This is a genomic window from Tistrella arctica, from assembly GCF_039630945.1.
GTDB classification, from domain to species: Bacteria; Pseudomonadota; Alphaproteobacteria; order Tistrellales; family Tistrellaceae; genus Tistrella; species Tistrella bauzanensis.
Genome location: NZ_JBBKTV010000003.1, coordinates 471391 through 488530 on the forward strand (window position 1 = coordinate 471391; position 17140 = coordinate 488530).

General features: G+C 66.7%; 15 protein-coding genes. 9 read left to right on the forward strand and 6 right to left on the reverse strand.

Features of this window, described 5'->3' with window-relative positions:
* Positions 1-25: 25 nt before the first annotated feature.
* From WG924_RS08995 to WG924_RS09010, 4 genes are all read left to right on the forward strand, one after another.
* Positions 26-631 (forward strand): YceI family protein, encoded by a 606-nt coding sequence (locus tag WG924_RS08995; protein ID WP_372045174.1) that lies wholly within the window; start codon positions 26-28, stop codon positions 629-631.
* A 65-nt stretch (positions 632-696) separates the two neighbouring features.
* The gene (ribA, locus tag WG924_RS09000; RefSeq protein ID WP_345932673.1) at positions 697-1812 is read left to right on the forward strand and encodes a GTP cyclohydrolase II; all 1116 of its coding nucleotides are present in this window, start codon (positions 697-699) and stop codon (positions 1810-1812) included.
* A 295-nt stretch (positions 1813-2107) separates the two neighbouring features.
* Complete coding sequence (locus tag WG924_RS09005; protein ID WP_345932674.1) at positions 2108-3415, forward strand: hypothetical protein; 1308 nt, start codon at positions 2108-2110, stop codon at positions 3413-3415.
* 109 nt (positions 3416-3524) lie between these two features.
* Positions 3525-4037, forward strand: a complete 513-nt coding sequence (locus WG924_RS09010) for a L,D-transpeptidase family protein (RefSeq protein ID WP_345932675.1) — start codon at positions 3525-3527, stop codon at positions 4035-4037.
* A 42-nt stretch (positions 4038-4079) separates the two neighbouring features.
* Here the strand turns inward: WG924_RS09010 and WG924_RS09015 are convergent, their stop codons facing one another.
* Entirely contained in the window at positions 4080-4760 is a 681-nt protein-coding gene (locus WG924_RS09015) for a YggS family pyridoxal phosphate-dependent enzyme (protein ID WP_345932676.1), read from the reverse strand.
* 134 nt (positions 4761-4894) lie between these two features.
* On the opposite strand from WG924_RS09015, the gene WG924_RS09020 reads away from it, so the two are divergent.
* The gene (locus WG924_RS09020; protein WP_345932677.1) at positions 4895-5443 is read left to right on the forward strand and encodes a thiamine phosphate synthase; all 549 of its coding nucleotides are present in this window, start codon (positions 4895-4897) and stop codon (positions 5441-5443) included.
* Positions 5444-5478: 35 nt separating this feature from the next.
* On the opposite strand, the gene WG924_RS09025 is transcribed toward WG924_RS09020, so the two are convergent.
* The 5 genes from WG924_RS09025 to WG924_RS09045 all read right to left on the reverse strand — a co-directional run bounded on the left by WG924_RS09025 (position 5479) and on the right by WG924_RS09045 (position 11655).
* Positions 5479-6345, reverse strand: a complete 867-nt coding sequence (locus WG924_RS09025) for a class I SAM-dependent methyltransferase (protein WP_345932678.1) — start codon at positions 6343-6345, stop codon at positions 5479-5481.
* Positions 6342-7238 carry a sulfotransferase domain-containing protein gene (locus WG924_RS09030; RefSeq protein ID WP_345932679.1) on the reverse strand — a complete coding sequence of 299 codons (897 nt, stop codon included), beginning with the start codon at positions 7236-7238 and terminating at the stop codon, positions 6342-6344. Before WG924_RS09030 ends, WG924_RS09025 begins: the two co-directional genes overlap by 4 nt.
* A gap of 224 nt (positions 7239-7462) precedes the next feature.
* A complete protein-coding gene (locus WG924_RS09035; protein WP_345932680.1) occupies positions 7463-8542 on the reverse strand; it encodes a porin in 1080 nt (359 codons plus the stop codon).
* Positions 8543-9129: 587 nt separating this feature from the next.
* Positions 9130-10206, reverse strand: coding sequence for a porin (locus tag WG924_RS09040; RefSeq protein WP_345932681.1), 1077 nt, complete (start codon positions 10204-10206; stop codon positions 9130-9132).
* A gap of 369 nt (positions 10207-10575) precedes the next feature.
* A complete protein-coding gene (locus WG924_RS09045; RefSeq protein WP_345932682.1) occupies positions 10576-11655 on the reverse strand; it encodes a porin in 1080 nt (359 codons plus the stop codon).
* A gap of 559 nt (positions 11656-12214) precedes the next feature.
* On the opposite strand from WG924_RS09045, the gene WG924_RS09050 reads away from it, so the two are divergent.
* From WG924_RS09050 to holA, 4 genes are all read left to right on the forward strand, one after another.
* On the forward strand, positions 12215-12763 hold the full coding sequence (locus WG924_RS09050; protein ID WP_345932683.1) for a DUF3576 domain-containing protein: 549 nt from the start codon (positions 12215-12217) through the stop codon (positions 12761-12763).
* A 152-nt stretch (positions 12764-12915) separates the two neighbouring features.
* A complete protein-coding gene (gene leuS, locus WG924_RS09055; protein WP_345932684.1) occupies positions 12916-15522 on the forward strand; it encodes a leucine--tRNA ligase in 2607 nt (868 codons plus the stop codon).
* 49 nt (positions 15523-15571) lie between these two features.
* The gene (lptE, locus tag WG924_RS09060; RefSeq protein ID WP_345932685.1) at positions 15572-16075 is read left to right on the forward strand and encodes an LPS assembly lipoprotein LptE; all 504 of its coding nucleotides are present in this window, start codon (positions 15572-15574) and stop codon (positions 16073-16075) included.
* Positions 16076-16090: 15 nt separating this feature from the next.
* The gene (gene holA, locus WG924_RS09065) at positions 16091-17125 is read left to right on the forward strand and encodes a DNA polymerase III subunit delta (RefSeq protein WP_345932686.1); all 1035 of its coding nucleotides are present in this window, start codon (positions 16091-16093) and stop codon (positions 17123-17125) included.
* Positions 17126-17140 lie beyond the last annotated feature (15 nt).

Genomic DNA, 17140 nt, shown 5'->3' on the forward strand with positions numbered 1-17140 from the left:
GAATGGCACGGCCCACGGCCGGATGATGTCGCTTCTGATGACGGGGTTGATCGCCGCCGCGGCGGTCTTCGGTACGGGCCGGATGGCGCGTGCCGAGCCTGCGACCTATACGCTCGATCCCGAACACGCCGTGGTCGGCTTTCTGGTGATGCATGCGGGCTATGCCAATGTGCTGGGCCGGTTCGATCAGGTCGAGGGCAGCTTCGTGTTCGACGAGGCGGCGCCTGCGCTGGAGCAGGGCGAGATCCGGGTGAAGACCGCCAGCGTGTCGACCGCCCACGAGAAGCGCGACGAGCATCTGCGCGGCCCCGATTTCCTGAACGCCGATGAATTTCCCGAGATGATCTTCCGGCTGGACGGGGCCCGGGCCACCGCCGGCCGGCAGGGCACCGTGACCGGCACGCTGGAGCTTCTGGGCGTCCGCAAGCCGCTGACACTTGACGTCACATGGAACAAGAGCGCCGAATATCCCTTCGGCACTGGCGTATTCGGCGCGCGCCCCTATGTTGTGGGGGTTTCTGCGCGTGGTACGATCCGGCGCAGCGATTTCGGCATGACCTATGGCCTGGATGGCGACCTCGTGGCTGACGAGATTGCACTGATCCTTGAAATGGAGGCACGCCGGGAGTGAATGTGACCTCGACGGTGGATGACACATCGACGACCGCGGAAACGGCAGGCGACGGGACGGGCCAGATGAGCGAGGCGAATGAACGGCACCTTCAGCGTGCCCAGGCGGAGTTGCGCGCCGGGGGGGCCGTACTGCTCCGCGACGATCAGAACGACGTGCTGGTGCTCTCGCCCGAACGCGCGGCGCCCGACCGGCTGGCAGCTCTGGCGACCCTGACCGGCGCCCCCGCCGACCTGCTGATTTCGCGCCGCCGTGCCGCCCTGGCCGGGCTGGTGGCCCCGATCGACCCCGATGATCCACGCGGGGTGGAGCCTGTGGCGGCACCGATCCGTGACATTCACGACCCGTCCTGGCGGCTGGCGGCCGACCCGATGCTCTCGGGCGATGGCGCCGCCGCACGCGCCCATGCCCTTGGCCGGTTGAGGCCCGCAGGCCGCGCCTCGGCAGCCGCGATCGCGCTTGCCAAGCGCGGCGGGCTGCTGCCGGCGCTGGTGGCGGTGGAACTGCCCGCCGGCCAGTTGCCGGGTGGCGCCACGGCGCTCGACCCGGTGATCATCGATGCCCGATTGCTGAAGGAAGGCCAGATCGCCGCCGGCCATCTGACCCGAGTGGCCGAAGCCCGCGTGCCGCTGGCCGATGCCGAAAACTGCCGGCTGATCGCCTTCCGCCCGGCCGATGGCGGGCCCGAGCATCTGGCGATCGTGGTGGGAGAGCCCGAGCCGGGGGCGCCGATCCTGGCCCGGCTGCATTCCGAATGCTTCACCGGCGACCTGCTGGGCTCGCTGCGCTGCGATTGCGGCGAACAGTTGAAAGGTGCCATCCGCACCATGGCCGCCAGTGGTGGCGGCGTGGTGCTGTATCTGGCCCAGGAAGGCCGCGGCATCGGGTTGATCAACAAGCTGCGCGCCTATGCCTTGCAGGATCGCGGGCTGGATACGGTCGATGCCAATCTGACGCTGGGTTACGAGGCGGATGAACGCGATTTCCGCCCGGCGGCCGAGATGCTGCGGGCGCTGGGCCATACCCGCATCCGGCTGCTGACCAACAACCCGGCCAAGGTGGTGGCGCTGGGCGCCCATGGCATCGAGGTGGTGGAGCGGGTGCCCCACGCCTTCCCCGCCAATGGCCACAATGCCGGCTATCTGTCGACCAAGGCACGGCGCGCCGGCCATATGCTGTGACCTGCCCCGGCCAGGAATGATCCGGCCGGGGCGGCAAGGGCTGCCGACCGGCAATTCCTGCCCCCGGCAACCTGGCGTGGCCATCGTGAACGACCGGAACCGCCTGCGTCGAACGCGCCGCTCCACACACCCACGCCACGCCGCATCGCCCTGCAAGCCGGGTTCTGCGGCGTTTTTTCGTGATCTGTCGGGCATTTGGAGCATCTGGCACGATGCTTGAAAGGGACAGGGCTCACAGGTGCCGTATGGCATACGGCATCCCCTGTTCCCCTTCATCGCAACCGGTTTCCCCCCGATGTTCATCAGCGACCGCTCGGAATACCGCTATGACACGCCGGCCTGGGCCGGCGGTGCCAGCGATGTGCCGTCGGCACGTGGCCGCGACGCCGAGGCCACGGCTGTCGACACGGGGACCAGCGCGAAAGAGACCGGCTTCTGGGGCGAGGACGGCTTCACCTTTGGAGACCTGGTCGACCTCGTCAATCCGTTGCAGCAACTGCCGATCGTGGGCACGGTCTATCGGGCGATCACCGGCGACAGCATCGCCCCCGGCGCCCGGATGCTGGGCGGCATCGCCTTTGGCGGCCCGGTGGGCCTGATCGGCGCCATGATGGAAAACGCCACCACCGACACCAACGGCGCCACGCTGGGCGACCGCATGCTCGCCTGGGTGACCGGCGACGAGGCCGGCGGCGACACCGGCGGCACCGCCCTGGCCGATGCCGGCGATGACAGCGCCCTGCCCGACCCCGCCACCACCACCGGCATGGTCGACACCGCCGCCGCCGATACCCAGCGTCTGGCCGGCAGTGCCCATGTGGCAGCCCTCGGCCAGCCGCCGCGCGCGAAGCCGGCCGGCGCCGCCGAGGCGCAACTGGCGCAGGGGCAGCCGGCCGCCGGTGGTCGCGGCCTGAACGAAGATCAGTTCGCGGCGCTGCTGGGCGCCTTCGGTGCCGCCCCGGCGCCGGCGGCGGCACCCGGACGGCTGCCGGCCACCGCCAGCCTGGCGATCGATGAAGCCGAGGCCCGCGCCGCCGGCGCCCGCCGCACCAATGACCGGCGCACCGACGACCGCCGCACCGCCGGCGCCCGGCCCAGCGAGCGCGAGATTGAAGCCATGCTGCGCGACAGCATCCCCGGCGGCGGTGCCGGCGGTACGCCGCTTGCGGATCTGTCCTTCGACGACGGTGCCAGCGGCCGGATCGCTGCCGGCGGGTCGTCTGGCAGCGATATGGGCGGCCGGATCATCCCCGCCGCCGCCTTCCTCGGTATCGACGGCCCCACCGCCCTGAAGCCGCGACTGCCGGTCACCGCCCCCGGTGCCGCCGCCTATGCCGCACGCCAGTCCGCAGCCGGCGCCGAGAAGGCCGGTTCCGGCGGCACCGATGCCGCACAGGTCGAACAGTTGCGTGCCTTGAACGAGCCCGCACCGGCCGCCAGCGATGCCAGCGCCGACACCAGTGCCGCCGCAGCCGCAGCCGGCCCGCTCGCCGCGGCCGATTTCGCGGCCCGGATGAACCAGGCGCTGGACCGCTATCAGGCGCAGATGCGGGCCGGCCGGGGCGCCGCCGCCGGCACGGCCGGTATCGCCCGCGATCTCTGAGCCTTACAATCCCGGAGCCTTGGCGTGAAATGCTGAGGCGCCGTGACAATTGCGGGTCATGGGCCGCTTGCGGTTCAAGCCGTACCGCTGCCGTGGCAGACTAGGCGCCATGCTCGTACGTTATGATCCATTGCTCGCAAAATTCCGGTTCTGGTGGCGTGATCGGCGATTGCCGGTCGCGATCGGCCGCAACGGCATTACCGTCGCCAAGCGCGAAGGTGACGGCGCCACCCCGATCGGCACCTTGCCGATCCGCCGGGTGCTGTATCGTGCCGACCGCATCGAGCCGCCGCAGACCCGGCTGCCGGTCGAGGAAATCCGCCCCGAGCATGGTTGGTGTGATGAGCCGGAGAACCCGTTCTATAACCGCCCGGTCGACTTGCCCTTTCCCGCCCATCACGAACGGCTGTGGCGCGACGACCACGTCTATGACCTGATCGCGGTGCTGGGCTGGAATGATGCACCAGTGGTGCCGGGCCGTGGCAGCGCCATCTTCCTGCATGTGGCCCGGCCGGATTTCGCCGGCACCGAAGGCTGCATCGCGCTGGCGATGGACGACCTGCGTGGCGTGCTGGCCGATGCCGGCCCCGGCGACACCCTGACCATCAGCGCGCGCTTCTGACCTTGAGCCCGCGTCTGGCCTTAAGACTGCGTCGGTAACGTCTCAGGTGCCGGGCAGCGGCGGCCGGCTGCCGAAGATCGCCGTGCCAACCCGGACATGGGTGGCGCCCAGTTGCACCGCGACGGTGAAATCGCCGCTCATCCCCATGCTCAACACCGGCAGGTCATGGGCTTTCGCCATATCGGCCAGCAGGGCGAAATGCGGCCCCGGCTGATCATCGACCGGCGGAATGCACATCAGCCCCTTGATGCCCAGTCCCAGCTCCTCGCGGCATTCGCGCAGAAATCCATCCAGATCAGCCGGCAGCACTCCGGCTTTCTGCGGTTCCTCGCCGGTGTTCACCTGCACCAGCAGCCGCGGCAGGCGACCGGCCTGCCCCGCCTCTTCGGCCAGTTTGCGCGCCAGTTTCGGCCGGTCGACGCTCTGGATCACGTCGAACAGCTCAACCGCCTCACGCAGTTTGTTGGTCTGCAGCGGCCCGATCAGATGCAGTTCGATATCGGGAAACGCCGCGCGCAGCGCGGGCCATTTGCCGGCCGCTTCCTGCACCCGGTTTTCACCGAACACCCGCTGCCCCGCGTCCAGCGCCGGCCGGATCGCCGGCCCGTCATGGGTCTTGGACACGGCGACCAGGGTCACATCGGCGGGTGCGCGCCCGGCATCGCGGGCGGCGCGGTCGATCTCGGCCCGGACATGAGCCAGGTTGGCCTTGACGTCGGTCATCGGGCTGGGGCTCCCTCAAGGCTTGCGGATGTACAGGACCGGGCCAACGGCCCCGCCACCACCCTTCATGCATGGGCGACTGCGATATGGGGCGCCATCATAGCCGAGGCAGCAGGCTTCTCAACAGCGACGGCATGCATCGCCTGACGGTTCTGGTCACCGACCGCCCCCGCCAGGGCCCGCCCGAAGCCGGCCTGACCCGGGGCCTCAGGCGTGGCGACGCCGTGCTGCTGCGCGATTATCCGGCGGCCGACCGGCCTGCCCTCGCCCGACGCTGGCGCGCCATCACCCGCGCGCGCGGTCTGGTTCTGATCATCGCCGGCGATATCGGTCTGGCGCTGACGGTGGGGGCCGACGGTCTGCATCTGCCCGGCCACCTTCTGCAGCGGCCCGATATCCAGCGTCAGCCGCGCCCGATGCTGGTCACCGCCGCCGTGCATGACCGGGCGGATCTGGTCCGCGCCCGGCGCCTGAAGGTCGATCTGGTGCTGGTCTCGCCTGTGCTGCCCACCCGCAGCCATCCCGGCGCCCGGGTGCTGGGGCCGCTGCGCTTCCGGGCGCTGGCCACGCGCGCCGGCCTGCCGGTGCTGGCGATGGGCGGCATGACCGCCGCCACGTTTCGCCAGGTGACCCCCTGCCCCAATCTCAAGGGTTTCGCCGCCATCGACGCCTTCGCGCGCTGACCGCAGGCGCTGTCGGCAGGCCCTGGCCGCGCCGCTCAATCCGGCGGCGCCACCGCCGCATCGACCAGCTTTTCCAGCCACAGGCTGGATTCATAGGCGCCTTCCAGCAGCGGCAGGCCGCCGGCAATGCCGTTCTGCACCCGGCCGGTCATCCGGGTGGCGACGTAACGGCTGGCGAACAGCGGCTTGTAACCGCCGGTGAACAGCAGTGCCGCCACCGCCGGCTGTTCGTTATAGCCCCGCCATGCCCAGCTCTGCGGATAACCGTCGGGCAGGAAGATGTCGTGGAAATGAATCAGAACGCCCTTGGGCAGGATCGGCAGAATCCGGTTCAGCACGATGTCGACATCACTGCCCGGCATCAGGATATGGCTGCTGTCCACCACCAGCATATCGCCCGGGCCCAGCGCCGCGAAATGGCCCAGCGGCACACTTTGCAGCGGCTTGCGGATCACCGCGATGCCAAGCTCGTCGATGGCGGCGCGCGGTTCCGGGTCGATCGCGGTCATCTCGGCGCCGTGGCCGTCATCCCTCAATGCCTGAACGATGAAGCGTGTGGAATGGCCCGATCCGACCTCGATGATCCGCCGCGGCCGCGCCGCCCGCACCATGGTATAGGCGGCCAGCGCATCCAGTCGTGGAAACCAGTCCTGCGACCAGCGCGGCGCCGGCGGCCGCGCGCCGGCAAGGCGTGCCAGATCGTCGCGATAATCGGCCGCGGCATCCAGCACGGCCGCGAACACCGGTTCCATGGCCTGGAACAGCGCCTCGGCGGCCGGATGCGGCCCCTTGGGCCGGACCGCCTCCACCTGTTCCGCATAACGATATGGAATGAAATAGCCGCGCTTTGCCAGACCGAGCGCGGTCGACAGGGCTAAACGCCGGGCACGCTGCTCGCTCATCGTGTCCTTTCACCGCCGCCCGCCATCACCCCCGCCTCGGGATCCGGCAGCGCATCGGCATAATCTGCGGGGATATAGCCGAACCGCGCCATCTGCTGGTGATGATCGGCGATGATCCGGCGGATCTGGTCGGGGGTCAGGCGTTCACGCCACTTGCCGGCGCCGCCCGATCGGAAGAAGGCTTTGGAATTGACGCTGCGCTCGCGGAAGCCGTGACGCTCTTCCATCTGTTTCAGCATCTTGAATGACGAGAAACGGATCGCCCGCTCCAGCCGTTCGCGCGGCGGCTTCAGGCCCAGAAAATCGGTGAGCTTGCGGAAGGTCTGCTGCGGCCGGTCGGTCATGTCCTCATAGCGCATGACATGCAGCCCCGGGCTCGGTACCTGGGTCCAGCTTTCCACATGCTGCGACCAACTGCCCAGCACCTCGAAGACGTTCCGCTCGTCGGTGGCGGTGATCGCGCCCTCATTGGCCATCATCGCGCTGGCGCCATCGATATCCAGGCCGAAGTGATCGGCCACCGACGACACCACGTCCAGCGGATTGCGCACGATGTAAATCCCGCCGGCGCTGTGGGCCATGCTGATCAGCGGCACGCCATGGCGCTCAGCCACCATGTTGTGGGTCTTGGCGAAGACGCTGTCGGGGAAGGCCTGCGTCATGTCGCGCTGCACCAGCGGCCGGATCTTCATGATCTCGGCCTCGGTCGCCTCGGTCAGTGGCTTGCCCAGATAGCGCAGATACCAGTCGGGTTTGCTCTCGCCTAAGCAGAATTCAGCGAAGCGGTCGGGCGGTATCGGGGACTTGGCATCGCGCAGCAGATTGTGGAGGAACGCACGCGTCCAGGTGTTGCCCGATTTGGGGTAAGAGGCGAGCCAGATGATCGCGCCCATGACGGCAAAAATCCTCGACCGGATATCCGACGACATGGGCCGCCGGCATTGGGAATGCTTGGCCCCCATCCATAGCCGAAAATGGCGCCCGACAAAAGCTGCCCGACAGATGACCGGCCGCCATGCCCGCGCCGGCCACCATACAAAAAGGGCGGGTCCAAAGACCCGCCCTCTTTTCGTGCCATCGACCCGGAGGGCTGATGATAGCGGTGATACCGACAGGATCAGAAGCTGATGCCGGTACCAACCAGGAAGGACGTGCCTTCCTGACGTGCGCTCGCGCGATCGCTGTCCGCATTGATGAACTGGACGCCAGCGCTCAGGCTCACACCCGGGCCCATGGCATAGGTGCCACCGATCTCGTAGAACTCGAGCTCGTCATCGCCGCTGCCGTTGCTGAACTCACGGGCGCTGTGCGCGTAGGCGCCGCCAACCGTATACGGGCCAAAAGCGTAGGTCAGGCCCACGTTCCAACGATCCATGTCGTTGTCGCCCTCAAGGCCGTTGTTGTCATTGATGTAGGAGCCGCCGAAGGTGAAGCCGGCATAACCCACATTCATGCCCAAGCTCCAGACCTGCAGGTCGTCCACGCCGAGCGCTTCCGCCTCAAGGCTGCCCTTCAGGTAACCACCAGACACGGCCAGATCGACGGCGCCAAGCTTGTTGACGTAGTTGACGCCGACTTCGACGATCTGCTCCTGACGGCCAGCCACGTCATCAGTCAGGTTGCCATAGGAGTTCGACGAACCACCCGTGCCACCCGCGAGGCTCGGGGTGTACGACAGACCGAGCTGGAAGCCGGCCATGCGCGGGGTGAAGTAGGTCAGCTTGTTGGCGTCAGACGTCTCGTTCACATAGGTGAGATCGGTCTGATTGTCGCCAATCGAGAAACCAAAGAAGTTCGGGGTGGCGACACCATGACCAACGATGGCCGACGGCGCGGTGTACTGCATGAGATAGGCAGCCGAGTTCTCGGCACCGAGCAGCACGCGGCCCCAGGAGCCATCGAAATAGACGTAGTGCTCGTCGATCTGATCGCCGGTGGTATAGCCTTCCAGCTGCACCTGCACACCGACCTTCAGGCCGTTGTCAAGGACGGTCTCGCCCTTAAAGTGAATTTCACCTTCCTGAACAACGCTGTCGCTGCGATAGGCCGTCGCGCCGATGTCGTCCTGGTCAGTGATCTTGAAGAACGACTGGTAGTAGCCGCCCAGGCCCAGCTGGATCTTCTCGGCGGCCGAAGCCTGGCCGGCGATGAGGCCGACGGCGACGAGGGCCGTGGTGCCGATGAGAATCTTCTTCATGCTCTCCCTCACTCTCTCGATCGAGGCCGCCTCGAAACATGTGCCCGGGCGGTACATTCCATCGGGGCCCGTGCTCCCGAAGGCTGATGCTGACTGACGTGACAGACGTCACCCCGTTCCGGGCGTTCCGTGATCACCGTCACAATCGACGTCTCAAATAAACGCAGGGCACCCATGCCCGTCAAGAAAACCGGCGGCCTTCTGTGTCGGTTACCGCGCACTGTGTCATCAACACCACACCGTGCAGCGCCAGATGATATGCCGCTGCGATGCCACATAGTGACCTGATTTTTCAGGCGCCACGCCGCCTGTGTGCCCTGTGCAGCGCAATAAAAAGAGCCGGGCGCCATCCGGTGCCCGGCTCTTTTTATCGTGGTGATGAAAGACGGCCCGGGCGCCACAGGATCCCGCCGGCCATGCACCGGAGAGGGCCTGTCGGGCTTCGGCCTCCGCCCCGGACGTCCGCCGCGCGGGGGGAGGATCAGCGGGCAGACAAGCTGGTCATGCCACAAAAAACGGGGATGGGCCGAAGCCCATCCCCGTCTTCATCCGATCAGGCAGACCCGATCGGTGACCTCTGGCTGCTATCAGAACGACAGCGCCGTGCCGACCATGAACACGTCCGCGGTGTTGCGCAGGGTGCTGTCGGTCGAGTCGAAGTCGATGTTGTAGTAGCCGGCCATCAGGTTGACGCCCGGGCCCATCGCATAGGTGCCACCGACTTCCAGGGTCGCCAGTTCGTCCTCACGACCACCGAGCATGGTCTGGCTGCCATAACCATAGGCGACGCCGACCTTGTAGGGGCCGAAGCCATAGGTCAGACCGGCATTCCACTGCTCCAGATCGTCTTCGAGCTGAAGGCCCTGGTTGCTGGTCATGTAGGCGCCACCGAAGGTAAAGCCGGCATAGCCGACATTCGCCCCCAGGCTCCAGGCCTCGACATCGTCGCCGCCGACCATGTCGACTTCCTGCGAACCGCCGGTGTAGCCGGCCGAGGCCGCCACATTGAAGGCGCCGAAGGTGTTGACGTAGTTGGCGCCGACCTCGACGATCTTCTCCTGACGACCCGCCACATTGTCAGACAGGTTGCCATAGGCGCCCGACGAGCCACCACGGCCGCCGGCCAGGCTCGGGGTGTACGACAGACCCAGCTGGAAGCCCGAGAAGCGCGGGGTGAAGTAGGTCAGCTTGTTGGCATCGCTGGTTGTGTTCAGGTAGGTGACGTTCGAGCCCAGGGCATGCCCGACCGGACGGCTGGCATGGAAGAAGTTCGGGCTGTCGACGCCATGGCCGGCAACCGCCGACGGAGCCGAATAATGCATCAGATACGGGGCTGAGTTCTCGGCGCCGAGGTTGACGCGACCGAAGCCACCCTCGAAATAGACGTAATGCTCGTCAACCTGGTCGCTGGTGGTGTAGGCCTCCAGCTGCACATTCACGCCGACCTTGATACCGTTATCGAGCGTGGTCTCACCCAGGAAGTGAATCTCACCTTCCTGCTTCAGGCTGTCGGTGCGGGTGTTCTCGACATCTTCGTCGATCAGCACGAAGGCGGTCTGGTAATAGCCACCCAGGCCCAGCTTGATCTTCTCGGCGGCATTGGCGGGCGCAGCCAGCAGGCCGGCGGCGACGATGGCGGACGTGCCAAGCAGAATCTTCTTCATCGGTCAGTTCCCCTAGAACCGGTGGGAGCCAGGCCCGTCGTCTCGGATTTTTCTCCAAGCACGAATGGCCCGACGCGGCATCGCGCGCCAGGGGATACAGCCCGTAATAGGGTGCCGTCGAAGCCGTATCCAAAGCGCTGTGCGTCGCCATGTTCCATCCGAGGCTATCGGTGGTCAAGCAACACTCACCCTGCATGGCGCGCTTCCCGCCACACTGTGGCGCAGAAACAACAGGCATGAGGATGGCCAGGATCGGGTCATCATCGGCTGAACAAAGAGCGGAGGCCGGGTTCGAGGGGGTTCATCGCAACTGACCGATCAGTGTACCGCCCCCGGCCGGACTTGCCGGACCGGGGGCGGTTCGCCCGATCAGAAGTCGAACGAGGTGCCGATCATGAAGGCGTCCGAGGTGTTGCGGTTCGCCGGGATGGTCGAGTCGAACTCGTAGTTGAAATAGCCGGCCATCAGGCTGATGCCCGGGCCCATCTCGTAGGTGCCACCGACCTCGATGGTGCTGAGCTCGTCTTCGACGCCGCCGACATAGGTCTGGCTGCCATAGCCATAACCGGCGCCGACCGTGAACGGACCGAAGCCATAGGTCAGGCCCACATTCCACTGCTCAAGGTCTTCGTCCAGCGCCACGCCCAGATTGTTCTTCTGATAGCCGCCGCCGAAGGTGAAGCCGGCAAAGCCGATCTGGGTGCCCAGGGTGAAGACTTCCTGGTCATCGAACCCGGCCGCATCCTGCTCCAGAGAGCCGGTCAGATAGCCGGCCGAGATCGCGACGTCGATACCACCGAAGCTGTTGACGTAGTTGGCGCCGATCTCGACGATCTTCTCCTGCGCGCCGACGGTGTTGTCGGGCAGGTTGCCATAGGAACCGGAGCTGCCGCCCAGGCCGCCGGCCAGGCTGGGGGTGTAGGACAGGCCAAGCTGGAAGCCCGCGAAGCGCGGGGTGAAATAGGTCAGCTTGTTGGCGTCGCTGGTGGTGTTCAGGAAGGTGTAGTTCGACGCGATGCCATGGGTGCCGGGCGGCGTGGCATGGAAGAAGTTCGGGCTGTCGACACCATGGCCGGCGATCGCGGTCGGGGCCGAATAGTGCATCAGATAGGCGGCCGAGTCGGCGGCACCCAACTGGACACGACCGAAGCCGCCATCGAAGTAGACATAGTGCTCGTCGACCTGGTCGTCGGTGGTATAGGCCTCAAGCTGAACCATCACGCCGACGGTGATGCCAGTGTCGAGCGTGGTCTCGCCGGTGAAATAGACCTCGCCTTCCTGCTTCAGGCTGTCGGTGCGGGTGTTGGCGACATCTTCGTCGATCAGCACGAAGGCGGTCTGATAATAGCCGCCCAGGCCGAGCTTGATCTTCTCGGCAGCCGAAGCGGGGGCTGCGAAGGCAGCGGCGGCGGCGACGAGCGCGGTGCTGCCGAGCAGGATCTTCTTCATCGGGTCGGGTCCCCTTGGAGAACGTGTCAAAAGCGTCCGGTCAGGTGCCGGATCTGAAGCCGGTATGACCTTGGCTGTCCGGAAGCCGGCATGGGCCAGGGCCGTCATGTGTTCGATCGGGCCTGATGCCGGCCACTCAATCTTCTTGGTCTGTCGCGGAACCTGATGGGCGTTGATGCGCGGGGAACCGCCCTGTCCGTCGAGACCTATGTTCTTCCGCACTGCACGCGCCGTCAACGCGCCGCAATACCGCGAGTCAGTGATTTCCGTCACAATGTAGCAAAAGAGCAACAGGATGATCACAGGATCATCACGATCACCTCCGGGTTGCCCGGATGTCTGGTGATCCGCGCGGAGGGCGCCCATGACGGGCGGAGACGGCCGGATTTACGCAATGCCCGGCCGTCGCCGCCCGGCGCCATGTCGGCTTCGGTTGAGGCGGCGGACGGCTTGCCATATAGTTCGGCAACCAAAGGTCCGGCTACGTCACGCGGGATGCGGCCACACGACCACTGCCGGCAGGATGCCGGACTTGAAACCAGAGAGGTTTGGAACGGCCATGGCAGTCACGGGCAAGGATCAGTTGCGGTTCGCGGCGCTCGCGGGCGCGCTTGCGCTGCTCGCAGGCTGCAGCGGTGTGCCAACCGAGGCAAGCTATCCGACATCGGTGCCCGGACAGCGCGGCGGCAGTTATCAGACCGAGCGCCAGACCATCTTCGGCGATGGCGGCCTGAACATTCTCGACACCGACAAGGCCCGCGACGGCACCGGCGGCGCCTCGCCGATCGGCGTCAACAGCTTTCTGTGGCGCGCCTCGCTCGACACGATCAGCTTCATGCCGCTGGCCTCGGCCGACCCGTTCGGCGGCGTGATCATCACCGACTGGTACAGCGCGCCGGAAACCCCGGCCGAGCGCATGAAGCTGACGGTCTATATCCTCGATCGTCAGCTTCGTGCCGACGGTCTGCGCGTCGCCGCCTTCAAGCAGCGCCGCGACGAGACCGGTGCCTGGGTCGACATGGCGCTTGAGCCCGGGGTCACCACCCGGATCGAGGACGCGATCCTCACCCGCGCCCGTCAGCTTCGCGTGGTCAGCACCGCGCGCTGACGCCGCCCCCTCCCGGAGCCGGGGGCCACCGCCACCGCAGCAGCGTGGCGCGTCTCCCGGCCCGTTCTCTTCAACCGGGCGACCGGTGCCGGCGCCGTTTCCTGAGCGGAACGATGCCGGCATCTCGTGCCCGCGCAGTGCGTTACGGAAAAATGGCCCGGTATAATCCCAAGGCGATCGAGCCCAAATGGCAGCAGGTGTGGGACCAGAACGGCACCTTCACGACCGATGAAACGTCGTCGAAGCCGAAATACTATGTGCTGGAGATGTTCCCCTACCCGTCCGGCCGGATCCATATCGGACATGTCCGGGTCTATACCCTGGGCGACGTGACGGCGCGCTATCGCCGGGCGCGTGGTTACAACGTGCTGCACCCGATGGGCTGGGACGCCTTCGGCATGCCGGCCGAGAACGCCGCCATCGAGCGCGGCATTCACCCAGGCACCTGGACATATGACAACATCGCCGCCATGCGTGGCCAGTTGAAGTCCATGGGCCTGTCCTACGACTGGGCACGCGAGATCTTCACCTGCTCGCCCGATTATTACGTCCATGAACAGCGCATGTTCCTGGCCTTCATGAAGGCCGGTCTCGCCTATCGCAAGGAGAGCTGGGTCAACTGGGATCCGGTCGACCAGACCGTGCTGGCCAATGAACAGGTGATCGACGGCCGTGGCTGGCGCTCGGGCGCGCTGGTCGAACGGCGCAAGCTGTCGCAATGGTTCCTGCGCATCACCGCCTTCGGCGACGATCTGCTCGACAGTCTCGACGGGCTGGACCGCTGGCCTGAGCGGGTGAAGGCCATGCAGGCGCGCTGGATCGGCCGTTCGGAAGGCGCACGGCTGCGCTTTGCGCTCTCGAACACGCCCGCCTCCCTGGACGGCACGGCGTTCGACGGGCTGGAGGTCTTCACCACCCGCCCCGACACCCTGTTCGGTGCCTCGTTCTGCGCCATCGCGCCCAATCATCCGCTGGCCGAGGCGGCAGCCGCCACCAACCCCGACCTCGCCGCCTTCATCGAGGAATGCAACCGCACCGGCACCAGCGAGGAAGCGGTTGAAACCGCGGAAAAGAAGGGATTCCGGCTGGATGTCCAGGCCGCCCACCCCTTCGTGCCCGGCTGGACGCTGCCGGTCTATGTCGCCAATTTCGTGCTGATGGAATATGGCTCGGGCGCCGTGTTCGGCTGCCCGGCGCATGACCAGCGCGACCTGGATTTCGCCCGCAAATACGATCTGCCGGTCAAGGCCGTTGTGCGACCGGCCGGCACCGACAGCGATGCCCCGGTCGAGATCGGCGCCGATGCGCTGACCGGCGACGGCATGATCATCAATTCGCAGTTCCTCGACGGCTTGAGCGTGGCGGATGCCAAGCGCCGCGCGATCGAGGAACTGGAACGCCTGGGCGCGGGCCGGGGCGAAACCACCTTCCGTCTGCGCGACTGGGGCGTGTCGCGGCAGCGCTATTGGGGCTGCCCGATCCCGATCATCCACTGCCCCGATTGCGGGCCGGTGCCGGTGCCCGACGATCAACTGCCAGTGACCCTGCCCGACGACGTGGTGTTCGACGGCGCCGGCAACCCGCTGGATCGTCATCCGACCTGGGCGCATGTCGACTGCCCCAACTGCGGCAAGCCCGCGCGGCGCGAAACCGATACCTTCGACACCTTCTTCGAAAGCAGTTGGTATTTCGCCCGCTATACCGGGTTGACCAGCGATGCGCCCTTCCCGCGCGCCGCCGCCGATAAATGGCTGCCGGTCGACCAGTATATCGGCGGCGTCGAGCATGCCGTGCTGCACCTGCTCTATTCCCGCTTCTTCACCCGTGCGATGCGCGAGGTCGGGCTGCTGGACATCAAGGAGCCCTTCGCCGGGCTTCTGACCCAGGGCATGGTGGTTCACGAGACCTATAAGGACGATCAGGGCCGCTGGGTCTATCCGGAAGAGGTGGTCAAGGACGCCGAGGGTGAACTGGTCCATGCCGAGACCGGAGGCAGGATCACCCGTGGCCGCATCGAGAAGATGAGCAAGTCGAAGCGCAATGTCGTCGATCCGATGGCGATCATCGAGGCTTATGGCGCCGATACCGCGCGGCTGTTCATGCTGTCCGACAGCCCGCCCGAACGCGATCTGGAATGGACCGATGCCGGCGCCGAAGGCGCGCATCGCTATCTGTCGCGGCTATATCGTCTGGTCGAGGAATGGCAGGTGCTGTCGGCACCCGCCGGTGCCGACATCACGGCGGCGCTTGCCGCGGCCGAGGGCCCGGCGCTGGAGATCCGCCGGGCGCTGCACCGGACCATCCGCGATCTGTCCGACGATCTGGAGCGCTTCCACTTCAACAAGGCGGTGGCCCGGTTGCGGGCCTTGTCGAACACGTTGTTCGATTTCACGCCGCTGGCCGACAATGCCACCGACGCCGCGGTGGCGCGCGAGGTTCTGGATGCGGTGATCGGCCTGATCGGGCCGATGACACCGCATCTGGGCGAAGAATTGTGGGCAGTGGCCGGCCATGACGGCCTGCTCGCCAATCAGGCCTGGCCCGATTTCGATCCGGCGCTGGTGACGGTGGACACCATCACCCTGCCGGTTCAGGTCAATGGCAAGGTGCGCAGCAAGCTCGATGTCGTGCCCGATCTCGATCAGGACGCGGCAGTCCAACAGGCCCTGGCCGATCACAAGGTCAAGGTCGCCCTCGACGGCCGCAGCCCGCGGAAGGTGATCTATGTCCCGAACCGCATCCTCAACATTGTCGGCTGACCGCCGACCTGGTGTCCTGGCGCGACGCCACCGGGCGGGTATCCCGGCGGTGCTCGCCGTGGTCGCGGCGCTGGCACTCGGCGCCTGCGGCTTCCGGCCGCTCTATGCGCCGGCCTCAAGCGGGGCCGACGTGACCAGGGCCCTGGCCGCGGTATCGGTGTCACCGGTACCCGACCGCGCCGGCCAGATCTATCGCAACACTCTGGAGCGGCTGCTGGCCGGCAAGGGTGATGTCGAGCCGAACCGCTATCGGCTCGACAGCGGCATTGAGATCAGCGAAACCGGGCTTGCGATCAACGAAGACGCCACGGCCAGCCGTTATAACGTGACGGTCAAGGTGGTCTATCGGCTGGTGGCCGTGCGGGCCGGCGAGAACAACGCCGATCTGCTGCTCTCCGACGGCACGGTCAGCCAGATCAACAGCTACAATCAGATCACCGCGCCCTATGCGATCCTGGTGTCGCGGCAGGATGCGATCGAGCGTGCGCTTGAAGAAGCGGCCCGCGAGGTGCAGATCCGGCTGGCGATCTATTTCGACCAGAACCCGGCCTGACGGCCGCCGCCGCCGATGGTCAAGATCGCCCCCCGCGACGCCGAGGCCCGCACCAGCCGGCCGGATTCAGCCTGGCGCGCCGTGCTGCTCTATGGTCCGGATCGCGGGCTGATCAAGGAACGCGCCGATCGTCTGGCCCGGTCGGTGGTGCCGGATCTGGCCGATCCGTTCCGCATCGCCACACTCGATCCCCGGAGCCTGGCCGAGGATCCGGCACGGCTGGCCGACGAGGCGGCCGCTATTGCCTTTGGCGGCGGGCGGCGGGTGGTGCGGCTGCGTGAGGGGACCGACACTGTGGCATCGGCGCTGGCGGCGTTCCTGGCCGATCCGGCTGGCGATGCGCTGGTGGTGGTGGATGCGGGCGAACTCGGGCCGGCATCGAAGCTGCGCAAACTGTTTGAATCCGCCGCCAACGCCGCCGCCATCGCCTGTTATGGCGATGAAGGCCGCGATCTTGCCGAGGTGATCCGCAGCCATCTGAGCGAGGCCGGCTTCATGGCCGATGCCGATGCTCTGCTGGCCCTGGCCGCGGTTCTTGGCGCCGATCGCGCGCTGACCCGGATGGAACTCGACAAGCTGGTGCTCTATGCCCATGGTCGGCAACGCATCACGCTCGACGATGTCGAGGCGACGATCGGGGATGCCGGCAGTGTGGCGCTCGACGAGGTGGCGACGGCCAGTGCCGGCGGCGATGCCGCCGCCCTCGACCGGGCGCTGGAGCGTGCCTTTGCCGAAGGCATTTCGGCGATCGCGTTGCTCCGTGTCGTGTCCCGGCATTTCGGCCGGCTGCTGCAGGCACGGGCAGAGCTGGATGCCGGCCAGGATATCGAGGCGGCGATGCGGGTGCTGAAGCCGCCGGTCTTCTTCAAGCAGATCCCGGTCTTCAAGCAGACCCTGGCGGTATGGCCGGCAGCGGCACTGGCACGGGCGCTGGGCAGGCTTGCCGAGGCGGAAGCGCGCGCGAAGCAGGGACTACCGCAGGAAACCGTTGTCGGGCAGGCGCTTATGGGTATTACCGCCGAAGCGGCCGCCCGGCGCCGGCGGCGCTGACGGCCATACCGGCAT

Coding starts and splice junctions, on each gene's coding strand:
- WG924_RS08995 (WP_372045174.1), top strand. CDS start 26: ATGTCGCTTCTGATGACGGGGTTGATCGCCGCCGCGGCGGTCTTCGGT.
- ribA (WP_345932673.1), top strand. CDS start 697: ATGAGCGAGGCGAATGAACGGCACCTTCAGCGTGCCCAGGCGGAGTTG.
- WG924_RS09005 (WP_345932674.1), top strand. CDS start 2,108: ATGTTCATCAGCGACCGCTCGGAATACCGCTATGACACGCCGGCCTGG.
- WG924_RS09010 (WP_345932675.1), top strand. CDS start 3,525: ATGCTCGTACGTTATGATCCATTGCTCGCAAAATTCCGGTTCTGGTGG.
- WG924_RS09015 (WP_345932676.1), bottom strand. CDS start 4,760: ATGACCGACGTCAAGGCCAACCTGGCTCATGTCCGGGCCGAGATCGAC.
- WG924_RS09020 (WP_345932677.1), top strand. CDS start 4,895: ATGCATCGCCTGACGGTTCTGGTCACCGACCGCCCCCGCCAGGGCCCG.
- WG924_RS09025 (WP_345932678.1), bottom strand. CDS start 6,345: ATGAGCGAGCAGCGTGCCCGGCGTTTAGCCCTGTCGACCGCGCTCGGT.
- WG924_RS09030 (WP_345932679.1), bottom strand. CDS start 7,238: ATGGGCGCGATCATCTGGCTCGCCTCTTACCCCAAATCGGGCAACACC.
- WG924_RS09035 (WP_345932680.1), bottom strand. CDS start 8,542: ATGAAGAAGATTCTCATCGGCACCACGGCCCTCGTCGCCGTCGGCCTC.
- WG924_RS09040 (WP_345932681.1), bottom strand. CDS start 10,206: ATGAAGAAGATTCTGCTTGGCACGTCCGCCATCGTCGCCGCCGGCCTG.
- WG924_RS09045 (WP_345932682.1), bottom strand. CDS start 11,655: ATGAAGAAGATCCTGCTCGGCAGCACCGCGCTCGTCGCCGCCGCCGCT.
- WG924_RS09050 (WP_345932683.1), top strand. CDS start 12,215: ATGGCAGTCACGGGCAAGGATCAGTTGCGGTTCGCGGCGCTCGCGGGC.
- leuS (WP_345932684.1), top strand. CDS start 12,916: ATGGCCCGGTATAATCCCAAGGCGATCGAGCCCAAATGGCAGCAGGTG.
- holA (WP_345932686.1), top strand. CDS start 16,091: ATGGTCAAGATCGCCCCCCGCGACGCCGAGGCCCGCACCAGCCGGCCG.